This is a genomic window from Mesorhizobium sp. URHB0026 (assembly GCF_054059755.1).
Genome location: NZ_JBSSCN010000001.1, coordinates 1069326 through 1085737 on the forward strand (window position 1 = coordinate 1069326; position 16412 = coordinate 1085737).

Here is a 16412-nt window from a genome sequence, read left to right on the forward strand (position 1 = left end):
ACGAGAGACGAAAACTCAGCGCTTGAAGTAGCCGGCGCGCACGGCGAGGCCAAACGCAAAAGACCGGCCAAACGCCGGTCTTTTGTAGCTATAGTCTAGCCTTCGGAAAAGCTGGTCTCAGCTTTCCTTGGGCGTCAGCACCTGGCGACCGCGATACATGCCGGTCTTCAGGTCGATGTGGTGCGGGCGGCGCATTTCGCCGGAGTTCTTGTCCTCGACATAGGTCGGGGCCTTGAGGGCGTCGGCCGAGCGGCGCATGCCGCGCTTGGACGGAGAGGTTTTGCGTTTCGGAACGGCCATGGATGTGCTCCACTACATGGTCAAAAGCCCCGCCCGCCCTCGTGAAAGGGCCATGTCGGGGCCTAAATCTGAGAAAGTCGGGTGCCTATACACGCCTGACACCGTTTTGGCCAGCACCGCGGTGAATCTTTTTTATACCGGCTAGTCTAGGCAGCCGACATAGGCGCCGGAGCGGCCGGCGCGCCGCTCGATCAGATTGGCGAGCCTTCTCAAACCCGGCCCTGGTTTTGCGGGATTGCGGGCGATCGGATTGGGCAGCGTGACGGCGAGAAGGGCCGCCTGCCGTCTGGACAGCTGCTTTGCCGAAATGCCGAAATGGTGCTGCGCCGCCGCCTCGATGCCGTAGATGCCGGGTCCCCACTCGGCGATGTTGAGGTAGATCTCCATAATGCGCCGCTTCGACATCACCGCGTCGAAATAGACGGCCAGCGGCAGTTCGATGACCTTGCGCACAGAGCCCAGCGGCCGCGACCACAGGAAGAGGTTCTTCACCGTCTGCATGGTGATGGTCGAGGCACCACGCGTCGCCTCGCCGGCCAGCGCATCGTCGACGACCCCCCTGAGTTCGCCGAGGTCGACGCCGCGGTGAAAGCAGAACTGCCCGTCCTCCGACATGATGACGGAATGGGCGAGCACAGGCGCGACGTCATCGATCGACACCCAGCGCCGGTCGTAGCCGGAGAATGTCGCAAGGTCCTTCAGCATCAGCGTCGATACAGGATGCACGAAGAACGGTAGGTAGAGAAAGGTCAGCACCACCGGGATAAGCGCCAGCACGGCGGCCACGACGATGCCGCGCCGGACCCAGCGCCTGAGACTGCGGCGGCTCACGCCTCGCGATCTCGTCGCCATGTCCAGCTTTTCGGTCTCATGATCGACGATCGGTTCCGCCAAGCCGCCCAACCCATGCCAGAGAACTCGTTTTGAAACTGGCTGTCAGTCATGTGACGGTGTTTTCGAGAACCGGAGCGGAGCGTACATTCGAGTACGTGAACACCGGAAGCGCGGAAAACACCTTCAGATGACCGCAGGAGATGAGTTTCCAAACGGGCTCTTACTGCCCCGGCATAATGGCGCTTGCCTTCTTGCGCAACGTCTGAGTGTCGGCTACCGGTCCCGGCCATGACGAATGACGACGAAATGGCGTTCGAAATGGCGCTCATTAGGCGCGCGGCCGCCGTCGAGGTGATGCTGCGCCGCTTGCTCGACGACCGACCGCTTTCGGGCGAGATCGCGCGGCCCGATCGTCTGATGGCGGCGATGCGCCATGGCGTGTTGAACGGCGGCAAGCGCCTGCGCCCCTTCCTGGTCATGGAAAGTGCCGCCCTGTTTTCCGCCGATGGCGAAGCGGCATTGCGTGTCGCGGCGGCGCTCGAATGCGTGCATTGCTATTCGCTGATCCACGATGACCTGCCGGCCATGGACGATGATGACCTGCGCCGCGGCCAGCCGACCGTGCACAAGGCCTTTGACGAAGCCACTGCCATCCTGGCCGGCGACGCCTTATTGACTCTGGCCTTCGACATCATCGCCGGCGAAGCGACGACGCTGCCGGCGGGGCGCCGCGCAGCCCTGGTGCTGGCGCTCGCCCGCGCCGCCGGGGCCGGTGGCATGGTCGGCGGCCAGAAACTGGACCTCGAAGCCGAGCAGGTGCGACCGGACGAGGCCGGCATCATAACATTGCAGGCGATGAAGACCGGCGCACTGATCCGCTTCGCCTGCGAGGCGGGTGCGATCCTGGCCGGCGCACAGCCGGATGACCTGGAAAGGCTTGCCGAGTTCGGTTCGGCGATCGGCCTAGCCTTCCAACTGGCCGACGACTTGCTGGATCTGACGGCCGACGCCAAGCAGATGGGCAAGGCGACCGGCAAGGATGCCGCCGCGGGCAAGGGTACGCTGGTGGCCTTGCACGGCGCGGATTGGGCACGCAAGCAGCTCGACGGCCTCGTCGGCCAGGCGCACGCGCTGCTCGAACCCTATGGCGAAAAGGCCGCCCTGCTAAAGGCCGCGGCGATCTTCGTCGCAACCCGTAACAGCTGACGGCAGGCTCATATGGGTTGCGCGGTGCACCTGCGGTTGTGCCAACGAAATCTTAATGTAAATGAAGCGTAATCCCGATCCTTAGAATGATGCGTATGTGTTGGGGTTGCGCATGCCGGAATATTCTTCCTTCATCCGGTCCGTCCGGATACGTTATCTTTCAGGATTGTTGGTTTTCGCGCTGGCTTCAGCCGCCATCATGGTTTCGCTCAATCGCGTCAATTCCTTGCGCCATGAAATCGATGCGCTGAGCAGCAATCTCGTCATTTTTACCCGCGATCTGCGCAACGCCACCAGCTTCGCCGAGACAACCAGTTCCGCCTGGCGGATCGAGACGCGCGATGCGCTGACAGCTTCGGCGCGAGACCATTCCGAGCGGCTGACCGGCGAGATCGAGACGTTGACCGCCCAGCTCGCCGCGATCCGCCCGCGCCTGTCGGCCAAGACCGTCAGCGAGCTCGCAGCCGCTTCGGTCAATGGCGACCTGTTCTGGTCGCCGCGAGACATGGTCCGCAACTTCAACCTGATGTCGGTGGCGCAAAAGACCGATGAATGGAGCCCTCGCGAGATCCGCAACCAGAACGACCTGTTCGTTCAGCCCATGCTGGTGCGTGTCCGCACCGCGATGGACGACGAACGCCATCAGGCGGATGCCTCTAGCGACCGGCTGCTTTTGTGGGCCAGCGGCCTGTTGTTTGCCGTCCTGGGCATCGTCGCTTTCTGGATCTTCCGGCCGATGGAACAGGCAATCCGTCGCGCCTTCGCCCAGTCTGCCGAATCCTTGTTCAAGGCAGAGGCCGCCGATCGTGCCAAGTCGGAATTCCTGGCCAATATGAGCCACGAGATCCGCACACCGATGAACGGCGTGCTCGGCATGGCCGAATTGCTGGCCAAGACCGAGCTCAACCCGCGCCAGAAGACGTTCACCGACGTTATCGTCAAGTCGGGCAACGCGCTGCTCACCATCATCAACGACATCCTCGACTTCTCGAAGATCAATGCCGGGCAGTTGACGCTCGACCCAGCCCCCTTCCGCCTCTCGGAAGCGGTGGAGGATGTGGCGACGCTTGTCTCGGCGCGTGTCGCCGAGAAGAACTTGGAACTTATCGTGCGCGTCGACCCCAGGCTGCCGGCCTATGTGGTCGGCGACGCCGGCCGCTTCCGGCAGATCGTCACCAACCTGGTCGGCAATGCGGTGAAATTCACCGAGAAGGGCCATGTGCTGATCGATGTCGGCGGCGAAACCGTCAACGACGTCGTCCAGCTCAAGCTGCGCGTCGAGGACACCGGCATCGGCATCCCGGCCGAGAAATTGCAGAACGTGTTCGAGAAGTTCGCCCAGGTCGATGGCTCGTCGACCCGCCGTCATGAAGGCACCGGCCTTGGGCTCGCCATCGCCGCCCGTCTCGTCGACCTGATGGCCGGCAAGATCGGCGTCGAGAGCGAGATCGGCCGCGGCTCCGTCTTCTGGTTCGCCGTGCCGCTGCCGGTCCACCGCGCCGAGGCGCGCGACGCCATCGTGCCGGTCGACGTCACCGGTGCGCGTGTGCTGGTCATCGATGACAATCCGGTCAACCGCGAGATCCTGCTCGAACAGCTCAGAAGCTGGAGCTTCGACTGCGCCGCCGCCGAAAGCGGCGCGGTTGGCCTCGCCTTCCTCGATCGCGCCTGCCAGCTCGGCGCCAGCGTCGACTGCATCATCCTCGATTATCAGATGCCCGGCATGAACGGCGCCGATGTCGCCCGGGCCATCGCCGCCGACAGCCGGCTGTCCACCATCCCGGTCGTTATCCTGACCTCGGTCGACCAGGTCGATTTCGGCAAGATGATCATCGACTTCGGCATATCGGCGCATCTGACCAAGCCGGCGCGCTCGGCGGTCCTGCTCGGCACCGTCATCTCGGTCATCCAGAAGGCGCGTTCGCAGGTCGGCAAGGCGCACTTCATTCGCGAACCGATCCAACCGATGCCTCAGCCGGCGCCGCCGGCCTTCACGGTTATCCGCGGCCCCGCCATGCCGATCGCGGCAGTGCCGGAATCGAATGCCGCGCCGAACATCCCGATCGACATCCTCATCGCCGAGGACAATGACGTGAACCAGATGGTGTTCGGCCAGATCCTCAATGGGCTGGGCTTGAGCTACCGCATCGCCGGCAATGGCCGCACGGCGGTCGAGATGTACCGGTCGCTGCATCCGAGGCTGGTTCTGATGGACGTCTCGATGCCGGAAATGAACGGCTACGAGGCGACACGCGCCATCCGGGCGATCGAGGCATCGTCGGGTGGCCACATCCCCATCATCGGCGTCACCGCGCATGCGCTGAAGGGCGACCGCGACAAGTGCATCGAGGCCGGCATGGACGACTATCTGCCCAAGCCCGTTTCGCCCGATCGACTCGGCGCCAAGATCGGCACCTGGCTCAGCGAGACGGTGGTGGCCAAGACGGCCTGAACTCCGTCCGGCGTCAGACGGTTGCGTCCAGATGGTAGCGGCGCATCCAGTCGAGGCTTGTCGCGTCGGCGAGCTTCGCGACAGCCGGTTTCACATCCCCGGCGTTCGGCGGCTGTAGGCCCAAGGCCTGACAGATGGAAATCAGCGTTGCCGCCGGGCTGCTTGAAAGCCACTCGTAGCCAATCCGCAGCGGCGTTATGTCTTGCTCGGCGAACCATGTGTTCCACGCTGCGTCATAGGCTTCGAGCTTGGCGACTTCATCCCTGATACGCTGGAAGTCGTACCGTGGTTCTCCTGGCGATCCGACCCTTTCGATCTCCGTTCCATCGGAAGCGACGTGCCAAAGGCCGGTCTGCTCCGCCTTGACCAGGGAGACAGCCTGCGCAAGCTTGTTCTCACGCGACAGATGCACATAGAGAACGCGACCGAAAGCCCTTTCGAAACGCGCCTTGTCCGACGCAAGCCCCGGAAAGGTCCGGTCGAGGATCGCTGAAAGCTCGTCCAGGTTTTCTCGCATCAGGCGCAGACCGAAGATTTCCGTACCACCCTTGCCGGCATCGATCGCCGCATTGAGATACGCAAGCTGGAATTCAGGCTCGCCCATCAGGTCGCGAGGGGGCAGGTTCCATTCTTCGGCCCACTCCGACACATCCTGCCGCCGATAGAATGAGTGTGGATCGCCGGTCGTTCTGGTGGCCGCCAGCAGTTTGCACAGCAAGGTACTGCCGGTTCTAGGCGTGCCGCAGATAATGTACGCGTCGAACATCGCTGTCCCTGTAGCTGTCGAAGGCGGGCCAGCCCACCGGCCCGGCGCCGCTATAGCTGAAATCGTTGCTGGATACGATGGCGCATTCAAGCGGCGTGAGCCCGTGCAGCCCAACCCTCCTAGGCTACCGGTTGCGCACCACCACGCAGGCGCCACCGATGCTTTGCAGTTTCTGGCAGATGACATTGGCGGCGGCGCGGTCGTCGATGCCGATGCGGACCGCGTAGATGCCGCGCCGGCCGATCGGCGTACGCACTCGGCTGACCACCGGATCATGCCCGGCAAGCAGAGCCGGAAAACGGCCCCGCACCCTGAGCCATTGGCCGATCGCGGCGCTGCGGCGGAAATTGCCCGCCACCTGGATGCCCCATGGCTTGATATTGATTGAGGCCATCGCCACGGTTCTGGACATGATCACCGGCAGCTTGCGGCAGGCGACCGCGAAATCCAGCTTGGCATCGAGTGGCTCGACTTTGCCGGCATAGGCCCGGTCGGTGAACTTGTCGACCGGCTCGCCCATCACGTCGAAGACATAGCTTTCCGTCTCCATCGGCAGGAAGCCACCAGAATTCAGCCAGCGCGACACCCGGCTCTCGCCGGCATTGTAGGCAGCGGCCGCCAGACCGAGATTGCCATAGCCGGCCTTCATTTCCGCGAGATATCTAGCCGACGCCGGAATCGCCTGGTTGATGTCGAAGGAATTTTCCAGCCCCCGCATCTTGGCGGTGCCCGGCATGAACTGGGCGATGCCTTCGGCGCCGACAGGGCTCACCGCGTTGGGGTCGAACCGGCTTTCCTTCCAGATCAGGCGGGCGAAGAAATCCCGGGGCAGGCCGTTCTGGTCGGCATGCGCCTGGATCAGGTTACAGACCTTGTCGATCAGCCGCTGCTTGGCCGATTGCGGTGGATCCGCCTGGGCAAGCGTCGACCAGGCCATACCACACAGGACAATCAGCGCCACCCAGGGGAAACGCCGCATCTGGCCTACTCTGCCGCAGCCTTGCCGCGACCAAACCGTTGCTCGATATAGTCAGCGACCATTTTCTCGAAATCCGCCGCGATCGACGGCCCGCGCAGCGTCGCCGCCTTCTTGCCGTCGACGAAGACCGGCGCGGTCGGCGTTTCTCCGGTGCCGGGCAGCGAAATGCCGATATCGGCATGCTTGGATTCACCGGGACCGTTTACGATGCAGCCCATCACCGCGACCTTGAGGTTCTCGACGCCCGGGTATTTCTCCCGCCACACCGGCATGTTCTTGCGCAGGTCCGCCTGGATGTTCTGCGCCAGTTCCTGGAACACGGTGGAGGTGGTGCGGCCGCAGCCGGGGCAGGCCGCGACGATCGGCACGAACTGCCGGAATCCCATGGTCTGCAGCAGTTCCTGCGACACCTGCACCTCGCGGGTGCGATCACCATTCGGCTCCGGCGTAAGCGAGATGCGGATGGTGTCGCCGATGCCTTGTTGCAAGAGGATGCCCATGGCCGCGGAGGACGCGACGATGCCTTTGGAGCCCATGCCGGCCTCGGTGAGGCCGAGATGCAGCGCATGGTTGGAACGCGTCGCAAGCTCGGTGTAGACGGCGATCAGGTCCTGCACGCCGCTGACCTTGGCCGACAGGATGATCTTTTCGCGGCCAAGGCCGATCTCTTCGGCCATCTCGGCCGACAGGATCGCCGACTGCACGATCGCCTCGCGCGTCACTTCCTGCGCCGTCAGCGGGAAACCCTTGTCCTGGTTGTCGTCCATCAGCCGGGTGAGAAGCTCCTGGTCGAGCGAACCCCAGTTGACGCCGATACGCACCGGCTTGTCGTGCTTGATCGCCATTTCGACGATATCGGTGAACTGCCGGTCCTTCTTGTCCTTGAAGCCGACATTGCCCGGATTGATGCGGTATTTGGCCAGCGCCTCGGCGCAGGCCGGATGATCGGCGAGCAACTTGTGGCCGATATAGTGGAAGTCGCCGACCAGCGGCACGTTGATGCCAAGCCGCAGCAAGCGCTCGTGAATGCGCGGCACGGCGGCCGCGCTCTCGTCGCGGTCGACGGTGATGCGCACGATCTCGGAGCCGGCGCGGTGCAGCGCCGCGACCTGCGCGACTGTCTGGTCGATATCGGCAGTGTCGGTGTTGGTCATCGACTGAACGACCACCGGCGCGCCGCCGCCGACGACCACGCCGCCGACATCGACGCCGACCGAGGTGCGGCGGGGGAAGGGAGAAGAAAAATATCCGGTCATGCCGGCAGCCTTTGTCTCTGAGCGCTATGCGTCTCTCTTGAAGCGCATGCGTCCACCTGGACGCACAAGCCGGGCCGATGCGCTGAAGTCCGGCATGAGGTGGAGGAGCAAGGATGGCTTGTCAATGGCGACAGGTCGCCACTGGCAGCAATTGGTCACGGCCGGGACCTGAACAGCACACGACCTGGCGGCGGCCAGGTGGGCAAAATAGGTCCGAAGGATATTAGTTTCCGCTTATGGTGCAGCGCTGAAAATCGCAATCACTGCACCGGCGGCTGGCGCCGCCGGTAAGGAAGACCGCCAGTGGTGAGCGGCTATGTCAGGTGAGGATCAATGCGTGGTTGGTTGCGCCCTCAGTTTCTCAATCGCATCCTTGAGTGCCAGCTTGCGTCGCTTGAGATTTCCGATTTCGAGGTCGTCAACCGACGGGTGGTTCATCGCGTCATCGATTTCGCGTTCGATGTCGCCGTGTTTCCGCTGCAACTCATCAAGATGGGATGCAAGAGACATGATTGGTTCTCCCTTTCATGGTTTCCTCGATTGCAGCCGCCTAGGCACGTCCACCGCAGGTCGTATCTGTGACGGCACAATGACAGTGTGCCACCATCGAGCGGCGATGTCGAATGCTGCGTGGTAGCATTCCACGACAACGTGAAATGTGATATGGGCTGCGCGCCGGTGGCAGAAATTGCCGCCCCCGCCCAACCAGGCCCAGTTTTGGGCGCCGCAGACGTGCAGACGGTAGAGAATGTCCGATCAGGAACAGGCCGATACTCGCCTCGAATTTTCCCGGCTGAAGCAGGAACACGCCGATTTCGACGCCGCGATCAACGCGATGATCGCCATGAATTGCGACCCGCTGCAGATCCAGCGCATGAAAAAGAAGAAGCTGTTCCTCAAGGACCGGCTGATGAAGCTGGAAGACAGGATCATTCCAGACATCATCGCCTGAGACGCGAGCGCCCGCGCCGCCGGCGCTTTCCGCCTATGCGCCGATCGAGAGCCCAGCGGCGCGGCCGCGCAGCAGGCCGATGAGATCGGCGGTGCGCTCCTCCGACGTATCGATCGGAACCACCAGGCACATCGTCGCCTCGACCTTGCCTGGCGCTGAAAAAACCGGCACGGCGAGGCATTTCGTATAAGCGTCGACCAGGCCCGAGGTGACGCAGTAGCCGGTTACCCCTGCCCTTGCGATGTCGGCGATGAAATCGTCGAGCCGCAGCTTGCGCCCGTCAGGCAGCACGAGATCGTCATCAGACACCATGGCTTCGACCGCGGCTCTATCCTGCCCCGCAAGCAATAGCCGGCCAGACGCGGTCCAGGGCAGCGGTATCTGCAAGCCAGTGGCCGAACTGATGCGGAACGGCCTGCTACCAGGGCTGGAATGGACGATCGTATAGCGGCCGCTCTGCAGCATGCACAATTCCGAGGTCTCGCCCGTCTCGCGCGACAGATGATCGACCTCCTGGCGCCCGCGCCGCAACAAATCGTTGCCGCGCACATAGTCCATGCCGTAGAGGTAGAGCTTCTTGCCGAAATAGACGCGATTGCCATCACCGGCCATTTCCAGGAGGCCGGCATCGACCAGCGACCGCACCAGCGTGTAGGTGGTCGAACGCGGCGCATTGACGCCCTTGGCGAGATCACCAATCCCGATCGCACGCTGCGTAGTGTGAAGGAACTCCAGGATCTCCAGGACCCGGTTGAGGCCCTTTTCACGAGAGCCCGGTACCTTCTCGTCGGCCGAAGCAGCCAAAACACTCCCATCTTGCATTGTCGATTCCCGGTGCTAGTATCTGTCTTGTACAGGATACATGTGTCTCTTGTAATAGACAACCTGTGATAATCATTGCCGCGTGTATGGCCTGTGCATAGGGGAACACAACACGAAAGGAGGTCGCCGTGAACGACACATCCGGAAGACGTGATTTTCTGAAATTGGGAATGGCGGGACTTGCCACGGCCGGCGTCCTGGCAGCCGTCGATGCGCAGAAGGCCGCCGCACAGGCCGCATCCGACAGCCTGTTGCGCACCGTGCTCGACAGAGGCAAGCTGATTGTCGGGACCGGCAGCACCAACGCACCCTGGCATTTCGAGAACGATGCCGGCGAACTGGTCGGCATGGACATCACCATGGGCCGCATTCTCGCCAAGGGCCTTTTCGACGACCCGACCAAGGTCGAGTTCGTCATGCAGGATCCGGCCCAGCGCATTCCCAACGTGACCACCAACAAGGTCGACATTACTATTCAGTTCATGACCATGACGGCGCAGCGCTCGCAGTTGATCAATTTCTCCCGGCCCTACTATGTCGAAGGCGTTGCCTTGCTGACCCTGCCGACCGCCGAGAACAAGACCTTCGACAAGCTGCTGGCCGGTGGTTCGGCGACACGCATTTCCATCCTGCAGAATGTCGACGCCGAAAGCTCGGTCCACTACGCTCTGCCGCAGGCCCAGGTGTTGCAGATCGACACCCAGGCGAACGTGCTGCAGGCGCTGGAATCCAAGCGCGCCGACGCCGCCGCGGTCGACTTGTCCACCGTGCGCTGGCTCGCCTCGCGCAATCCCGACAAGTATTTCGATGCCGGCAAGAGCTGGTATTCGATGCTTTACGGCGCCGCACTGCGGCAAGGCGATTTGGACTGGCTGACCTTCGTCAACCAGACTTTCACCATCGCCATGTTCGGCCATGAATCAGCGCTCTATGACGCCGCCTTCAAGGACTATTTCGGCCAGGAGCCGCCGGCGCGTCACCCGGGCTTCCCGGTCATCTGATCCCGGATTGCGGAAGGGTGGCGTTGTCGCTCTTCCGCAATCGACTCGAGGTCCTTCACACCGAGGCGGATGCATGGGCTATGCCCTTAACTTCAACCTGATCTGGCGGCACTTCGACAAGCTCTGGGGCGGCCTGCTGCTCAGCCTCGAGCTTGCCGTGATCTCGATCGCCATCGGCGTCGTCATCGGGCTGGTGCTGGCGGTCTGGTACGTCTCGGCCGGACGCGTGGTGCGGGCGCTGATCGCCGCTTATGTCGAATTCATCCGCAACGTGCCGCTGATCCTGCTGGTCTATCTCGTCTTCTACGGCCTGCCGACCGTGGTCGACCTAGCCTACAGCGCACCAACCTCGTTTGTATTGACCCTGTCGGTCTATAGCGGCGCCTATCTGGTCGAGGTGTTTCGCTCCGGGCTCGAGGCTGTCCCGCGCGGCCAGCTCGACGCCGGCAAGGCGATCGGCCTGACGCCGTGGCAAAGGCTGTTGCACGTGCGTCTGCCGACCATGCTGCGCATCACGCTGCCGGCGCTCTCCAACACTTTCATCTCGCTGTTCAAGGACACCTCGATCGCCTCGGTCATCTCGGTGCCCGAACTCACCTTCGGCGCCCAGTGGATCAACTTCAACACATTCCGCATCGTCGAGGTCTACCTGGTCACCACGGCGATGTATCTGGTAACCGGCTATGCGCTGCTTTTCGGGCTGCGGCTCGTCGAGCGCCGATTCAGGGCGGCGCGCTGACATGCTGAGCCAGATCCTCTACGCACTGCCCTTCCTTGCCGAAGGCTTCGCCGTGACCTTGTGGGTGTCGCTGCTGGTCGTGGTGCTGTCGCTCATCGCCGGCGTCCTGCTGGGCGTCGGCCTGGTCTATGGTCCCGCTCCTTTGCGCTGGGCGGTGCGCATCTTCTCGGACACCATTCGCGGTATTCCGATCCTGGTGCTTATGTTCTTCGTCTATTACGGCCTGCCCGCGATCGGGCTGCATCTGCCGTCGTTCTGGGCCGCGGTCTCCGCACTCACCCTGTTCAAAACGGCGCAGGTCATCGAATACCTCAGGGGCGCGGTCGGCTCGATCCCGAAGGGACAGTCCGAAGCCGCGATGGCGATCGGGTTGACCTTTCGCCAGAGGCTCACCCACGTCATCTTTCCGGAGGCCTTCAGGCGCTTCCTGCCGCCCTGGATCAATGGCGTCACCGACGCGGTCAAGGGCAGCGCGCTGGTGTCGCTGCTCGGCATCACCGATTTGATGCAGGCCATCAACCAGGTCATCGGCCGCACCTACGAAGCGATGCCGCTCTATATACTGGGCGCGCTCCTCTATTTCGCGGTCAACTACGCACTCTCGCTCGCCAGCCGGCGGCTTGAGCGGCGTTTCTCCTTCATCCGGGAATAGCAACGATGTCCGAAGCCCCAAACGCCAGTCCCGCGCTGCTCGACGTGCGCGATGTCTCCAAGGCCTTCGGCGCCGTCGAGGTGTTGCGCTCCGTCAGCCTTCAGGTGAAGCGCGGCGAGGTGGTGACCGTCATCGGCCCTTCCGGCAGCGGCAAGACCACGCTGCTGCGCTGCGTCAACTTTCTGGAGAGCTACGACAGCGGCTCGATCCGCATCGACGGCAAGGAGGTCGGTTTTCGCGAGGCCGGAACGCGCCAGCGCCGCAGCGAGCGCGATCTTGCCGCCATGCGCGCCGAGACCGGCATGGTGTTCCAGAGCTTCAACCTCTTCCCTCACCTGACGGCGGCCGGCAACATCATGCTGGGTCTGACCAAGGTGCGCGGAAAAAGGGATGCCGAGGCGCGATCGATCGCCGAGCACTGGCTCGGGCGCGTCGGCCTTGGCCACAAGGCTGACAGCCTGCCGGCCGAACTCTCCGGCGGCCAGCAGCAGCGCGTCGGCATAGCCCGCGCCGTGGCCATGGAGCCGAAGATCCTGCTGCTCGACGAGATCACCTCCGCGCTCGATCCCGAACTCGTCGGCGAGGTGCTGGCAGTGGTGCGGAGCCTCGCCGAGGACGGCATGACCATGCTGATGGTGACCCACGAAATGGCCTTTGCCCGCGACGCTTCGAGCCGCATCGTCTTCATGGCCGATGGCGGCGTCAGCGCCGTCGGGCCGCCGAAGGAGATCCTCGCGGCGGAGACCAGCAACGAGCGCCTCCGCACTTTCCTGGCGCGCTTCCGCGCCTCGCATTTCTAAACTCAGGCGGCCAAAGCCGCCCAAGGAGCCTTTATCCATGACGCCTTATATCAGGCTCGCCGAACTCGGCCTGACGCTGCCCGAGCCGCCGACGCCCATCGCCAACTTCGTCACCCATGCCGAGAGCGGGCGGCTGATCTTCCTCTCCGGCCAGGGGCCGCTGCGCGCCGACGGCACGCTCTGCACCGGCAAGGTGGGCGAGGACGTGACGGTCGAGCAGGCCTATCAGCATGCACGGCTGACCGGGCTCAACCTGCTTGCCGTCATGCATGCCGCCGCCGGCGATCTCGGCCGTATCGTGCGCGTCGTCAAGCTGCTCGGCTTCGTCAACGCGACGCCGACCTTCAGCGACCACCCGAAAGTGGTCAATGGCTGCTCGGACCTATTCGCCGATGTCTTCGACAAGATCGGCGGCCATGCCCGCTCGGCGATCGGCGCCGGCTCTCTGCCTGGAAACATCACCGTCGAAATCGAAGCGGTCGTCGAGATCGCCGCCTGACCTGCCACCCACGGGATTAGCTCACATGAAAACCTCTTCCGATACCGGCTCCAACACCACCATCCGCGAGCGGCTGGGCTTGCGGCCGATCATCAACGTCTCCGGCACCATGACCGCGCTCGGCGCCTCCATTATCGTCCCGGAAGCAATCTCCGCCATGGCCGAAATGGCCTCGCAATGGGTGGAAATGGACGATCTGCAGCGCGCCGCGAGCACGGTCGTCGCACGCCTCACCGGCGGCGAGGCCGGCTTCATCACCGCCTGCTGCGCCAGCGGCATCACCATGGCGATCGCCGGTGCGATGACCGGAACCAACCTGCTCGCCATCGAGCGCCTGCCCGACGACACCGGCGATCTCAAATCGGAGGTCGTCATCCAGCTCGGCCACATCGTCAATTACGGCGCCCCGATCGACCAGTCGGTCCGCGTCGCCGGCGCCAGGGTGGTGCCAGCCGGCACGGTCAGCGTGACCCAGGACTATCATGTACGCGAGGCGATCAACGAGCGTACGGCCGCAGGCCTCTATGTCGTCGCCCACCACACCGTGCAATACGGCATGCTGTCGCTGGAGGAATTCTGCGAGATTTGCCATGCCAAGGGCGTGCCTGTGATCGTCGACGCCGCGTCCGAGTATGACCTGCGCGGTTTTCTGGCGCGCGGCGCCGATGTCGTCATCTACAGCGGCCATAAATTCCTGAGCGGACCGACCAGCGGCATCGTCACCGGCCGCAAGGACCTGGTGCGGGCCGCCTATCTGCAGAACCGCGGCGTCGCGCGCGCCATGAAGGTCGGCAAGGAAAGCATCGCCGGCACCATGGCGGCACTCGAAGCCTGGGAGAAGCGCGATCATGCCGGCATCCGCCGGCGCGAGGAGGCAGCACTCAATCTGTGGAAGGACGCGCTGCAGGGATTGCCCGGCATCGCCGCCATCATCATTCCCGACCCCACCGCCAATCCGCTCGACCGCCTACAAATCTTCATATCGCCCGAAAGCCGCTTCACCGCCGCCGGTCTTGCCTCTGTCCTTGCCGCCGGCTCGCCGCCGATCATCGTGCGCAACCACGAGGTCGAGCGCGGCCATTTCTTCCTAGACCCCTGCAACCTTCACCCCGGCGAGGCGGAGATCGTCGCCGAACGGCTGCGCGCCGTGCTGACCGCAAAGGAGCGCCCGGCCGACGCGATGAAGGTCGCTCGCAAGGATTCGTCAGGCGTCTTGCGCTGGCCGGATTGATCGTTGAACCGGCCATGCCGAAGGCACCCGGCTGATCACGCGACTGTGAACAACCGGATTTGCCGGCGCGGGAATAAATCGTCTCTTCAACAAGTCTCCTCGACATACGCCACGGCTGGCGTCGAGGAGACTGGCATGCCCCATCATCGCGAGCACAGCGGACACGGCTGCGACATCAGCTGCCGTCATGCGCTGCCGAGCATGATCGTCATCAGTCCCTCCTCTATGGCGCCCTTCTTTTTCATTGCGCTTGACACTGGTGACGCGGATGAACTCACTTTCAGCAAGGCAGACGACTTTGCGCGTTTCCGGAGGCTTTGCTCCTGCAAGCCAGGCGAAATCGCTGTCGCATCTTGAGGCGGCACGGTCTGTCCGCTCCGGAGGGGATCATGGTGCTGCTTTGAGCGACAGGGCCCTGGCGGAGCGTTTCAGCGACGTAGTGCTGCCGCATCTCGGCGATGCGCTGGCGCTTGCCCGCTGGCTGACCGGCAATGCCGCCGACGCCGAGGATGTCGTTCAGGACGCCTGCATCAAGGCTCATGCCGGCATATCAGGCTACGCTGGCGGCAATGCCCGCGCCTGGCTGCTGACTATCGTGCGCAACACCTCCTACACCTGGATGGCGCGCAATCGGCCGCGCGCCATGATGGCCGTCGGCGACCTCGGCGATCTCGACGACATGGCGGCGGGCCCACGGCACCAGCCTACCGGAGGAGGACGGTCCGGAAGCGAGCCTGATCGCCAGGGCCGACACGGCGGCACTGGAGGCGGCGATCGCCGCCCTGCCGCAGCCGTTTCGCGAAACGCTCGGTGCTGCGCGACATTAACGGCCTCAGCTATCGCGAGATAGCGGCCATGCTCGACGTGCCGATGGGTACGGTGATGTCCAGGCTGGCCCGCGCCCGCGGCCTGCTGGCATCCGAACTGGGGAGAGCGCCATGACCAGCCATGACGACGGACTGCCCAATGATCCCGAAGGTATCAGACTGATGATCCACGCCCTTGTTGATGGCGAGCTTGATGCGGCGGCGGCCCTTGCCGTGGAGCGTCGCATCGCCGTCGATCCCCGGCTTGCCGCCGAGCATGCCCGCATCCTTGCCTTGCGAGGCGCGGTCAGCCGCTTGCCGCGCCCCGACGTGAGCGACGCCTTTCGGGCCCGCATCGCGGCGATCGGCGTGGCGGATACCGAACGGCAGGATCACGCAGAGGTGGCGCAGCCGCAGCGCGGCACGCCGCCGGCGCTGCCGGGCTTGATTGCGGGCGCTGGCGCAGGCCAGCGGCGTGAAGCCGGGACGCGTCCTTCGCTGGCGCGGAGATCGCCGAGGGCAAGCCGCTTCGGCTCGTTCGACTGGCGCGCCATGGCGGCGTCGATCATGATCAGCGCGGTGCTGGCCAGCGGCGCGACGCAATGGGTGATGTTCAACGGCGCCGAAGACGGCTTGGCGGCGGCCGTCGCCAGCGGCCATCGTCGCAGCCTGCTCGCCGCGAGCCCGATCGACATCGTTTCCTCCGACCGCCATACGGTCAAACCGTGGCTCGACGCCCGCATCGGCGTCTCGCCGCCGGCGCCGGACCTTGCCCAGGACGGTTTCGCCCTCATCGGCGGCCGGGTCGAGGTGATGTCGGGCCGGCCGGTGCCGGCACTGGTCTACCGCCACCGCGAGCACCTGATCACGCTGGTCGCCGAGCCGCAGCAGGGCGGCAAGACCACCCAGCCGGACGATCTTTCCTCCGGCGGCTTTTCGATGGTGCACTGGAGCGACGGCGCCTTCTCCTACTGGGCGATCTCCGACATGGAGCGCCCCGAACTCGACGACTTCGTCGCTCGCTTCCGCAAGGCGGCGGTATGAGTCGGAACGTGGCCGTCGGCATCTCGTCGATGGCCTGAAATCCTTGCGGCCCCGCGCGAATTCCGCTAAGGCG

Annotated in this window: 18 protein-coding genes and 1 pseudogene; 12 read left to right on the forward strand and 7 right to left on the reverse strand. The window is 64.0% G+C overall.

The features are described 5' to 3' along the window. Positions 1-117: 117 nt before the first annotated feature. Both rpmF and ACVWWD_RS05400 read right to left on the reverse strand, forming a co-directional pair. A complete protein-coding gene (gene rpmF, locus ACVWWD_RS05395; protein WP_008834724.1) occupies positions 118-300 on the reverse strand; it encodes a 50S ribosomal protein L32 in 183 nt (60 codons plus the stop codon). Between the two features lie 141 nt (positions 301-441). After that, complete coding sequence (locus ACVWWD_RS05400) at positions 442-1203, reverse strand: biosynthetic peptidoglycan transglycosylase (RefSeq protein WP_031248212.1); 762 nt, start codon at positions 1201-1203, stop codon at positions 442-444. A gap of 219 nt (positions 1204-1422) precedes the next feature. Here ACVWWD_RS05400 and ACVWWD_RS05405 point away from each other — a divergent pair, with 219 nt between their 5' ends. Next, on the forward strand, positions 1423-2340 hold the full coding sequence (locus tag ACVWWD_RS05405; protein WP_023784526.1) for a polyprenyl synthetase family protein: 918 nt from the start codon (positions 1423-1425) through the stop codon (positions 2338-2340). Between the two features lie 112 nt (positions 2341-2452). Beyond that, positions 2453-4792, forward strand: a complete 2340-nt coding sequence (locus ACVWWD_RS05410) for a response regulator (protein ID WP_352564203.1) — start codon at positions 2453-2455, stop codon at positions 4790-4792. Positions 4793-4805: 13 nt separating this feature from the next. On the opposite strand, the gene ACVWWD_RS05415 is transcribed toward ACVWWD_RS05410, so the two are convergent. The 4 genes from ACVWWD_RS05415 to ACVWWD_RS05430 form a co-directional block, all read right to left on the reverse strand. Further along, positions 4806-5672 carry a Stf0 family sulfotransferase gene (locus ACVWWD_RS05415; protein ID WP_352551155.1) on the reverse strand — a complete coding sequence of 289 codons (867 nt, stop codon included), beginning with the start codon at positions 5670-5672 and terminating at the stop codon, positions 4806-4808. A gap of 10 nt (positions 5673-5682) precedes the next feature. After that, positions 5683-6537, reverse strand: a complete 855-nt coding sequence (locus ACVWWD_RS05420; RefSeq protein WP_352551153.1) for a lytic transglycosylase domain-containing protein — start codon at positions 6535-6537, stop codon at positions 5683-5685. A 5-nt stretch (positions 6538-6542) separates the two neighbouring features. Next, positions 6543-7793: a flavodoxin-dependent (E)-4-hydroxy-3-methylbut-2-enyl-diphosphate synthase gene (gene ispG / locus ACVWWD_RS05425; protein WP_023773956.1), complete on the reverse strand. Its 1251-nt coding sequence runs from the start codon at positions 7791-7793 to the stop codon at positions 6543-6545. A 330-nt stretch (positions 7794-8123) separates the two neighbouring features. After that, positions 8124-8303: a YdcH family protein gene (locus tag ACVWWD_RS05430; protein ID WP_015315338.1), complete on the reverse strand. Its 180-nt coding sequence runs from the start codon at positions 8301-8303 to the stop codon at positions 8124-8126. 238 nt (positions 8304-8541) lie between these two features. On the opposite strand from ACVWWD_RS05430, the gene ACVWWD_RS05435 reads away from it, so the two are divergent. Then, entirely contained in the window at positions 8542-8745 is a 204-nt protein-coding gene (locus ACVWWD_RS05435; RefSeq protein ID WP_015315337.1) for a YdcH family protein, read from the forward strand. Between the two features lie 33 nt (positions 8746-8778). Here the strand turns inward: ACVWWD_RS05435 and ACVWWD_RS05440 are convergent, their stop codons facing one another. Continuing rightward, positions 8779-9567, reverse strand: coding sequence for an IclR family transcriptional regulator (locus ACVWWD_RS05440; protein ID WP_031241699.1), 789 nt, complete (start codon positions 9565-9567; stop codon positions 8779-8781). Positions 9568-9737: 170 nt separating this feature from the next. Here ACVWWD_RS05440 and ACVWWD_RS05445 point away from each other — a divergent pair, with 170 nt between their 5' ends. The 9 genes and pseudogenes from ACVWWD_RS05445 (at position 9738) to ACVWWD_RS05485 (ending at position 16339) form a co-directional block, all read left to right on the forward strand. Continuing rightward, positions 9738-10568, forward strand: a complete 831-nt coding sequence (locus ACVWWD_RS05445; protein WP_174361987.1) for a transporter substrate-binding domain-containing protein — start codon at positions 9738-9740, stop codon at positions 10566-10568. Between the two features lie 73 nt (positions 10569-10641). Continuing rightward, positions 10642-11307 (forward strand): amino acid ABC transporter permease, encoded by a 666-nt coding sequence (locus ACVWWD_RS05450; RefSeq protein ID WP_352551148.1) that lies wholly within the window; start codon positions 10642-10644, stop codon positions 11305-11307. 1 nt (position 11308) lies between these two features. Beyond that, on the forward strand, positions 11309-11959 hold the full coding sequence (locus ACVWWD_RS05455; protein ID WP_352551146.1) for an amino acid ABC transporter permease: 651 nt from the start codon (positions 11309-11311) through the stop codon (positions 11957-11959). A 5-nt stretch (positions 11960-11964) separates the two neighbouring features. Continuing rightward, positions 11965-12759 carry an amino acid ABC transporter ATP-binding protein gene (locus tag ACVWWD_RS05460; RefSeq protein ID WP_023773952.1) on the forward strand — a complete coding sequence of 265 codons (795 nt, stop codon included), beginning with the start codon at positions 11965-11967 and terminating at the stop codon, positions 12757-12759. A gap of 37 nt (positions 12760-12796) precedes the next feature. Continuing rightward, complete coding sequence (locus tag ACVWWD_RS05465) at positions 12797-13258, forward strand: RidA family protein (protein ID WP_023773951.1); 462 nt, start codon at positions 12797-12799, stop codon at positions 13256-13258. Positions 13259-13283: 25 nt separating this feature from the next. Then, a complete protein-coding gene (locus tag ACVWWD_RS05470) occupies positions 13284-14489 on the forward strand; it encodes an aminotransferase class V-fold PLP-dependent enzyme (protein WP_352551142.1) in 1206 nt (401 codons plus the stop codon). A 135-nt stretch (positions 14490-14624) separates the two neighbouring features. Continuing rightward, positions 14625-14846 (forward strand): hypothetical protein, encoded by a 222-nt coding sequence (locus ACVWWD_RS05475; RefSeq protein WP_352551140.1) that lies wholly within the window; start codon positions 14625-14627, stop codon positions 14844-14846. A 43-nt stretch (positions 14847-14889) separates the two neighbouring features. After that, positions 14890-15431 (forward strand): annotated as a pseudogene (locus ACVWWD_RS05480) (sigma-70 family RNA polymerase sigma factor). Further along, entirely contained in the window at positions 15428-16339 is a 912-nt protein-coding gene (locus ACVWWD_RS05485; protein ID WP_352551136.1) for an anti-sigma factor family protein, read from the forward strand. The pseudogene ACVWWD_RS05480 and the gene ACVWWD_RS05485 overlap by 4 nt, the downstream one beginning before the upstream one ends. The last annotated feature ends 73 nt before the right edge of the window (positions 16340-16412 follow it).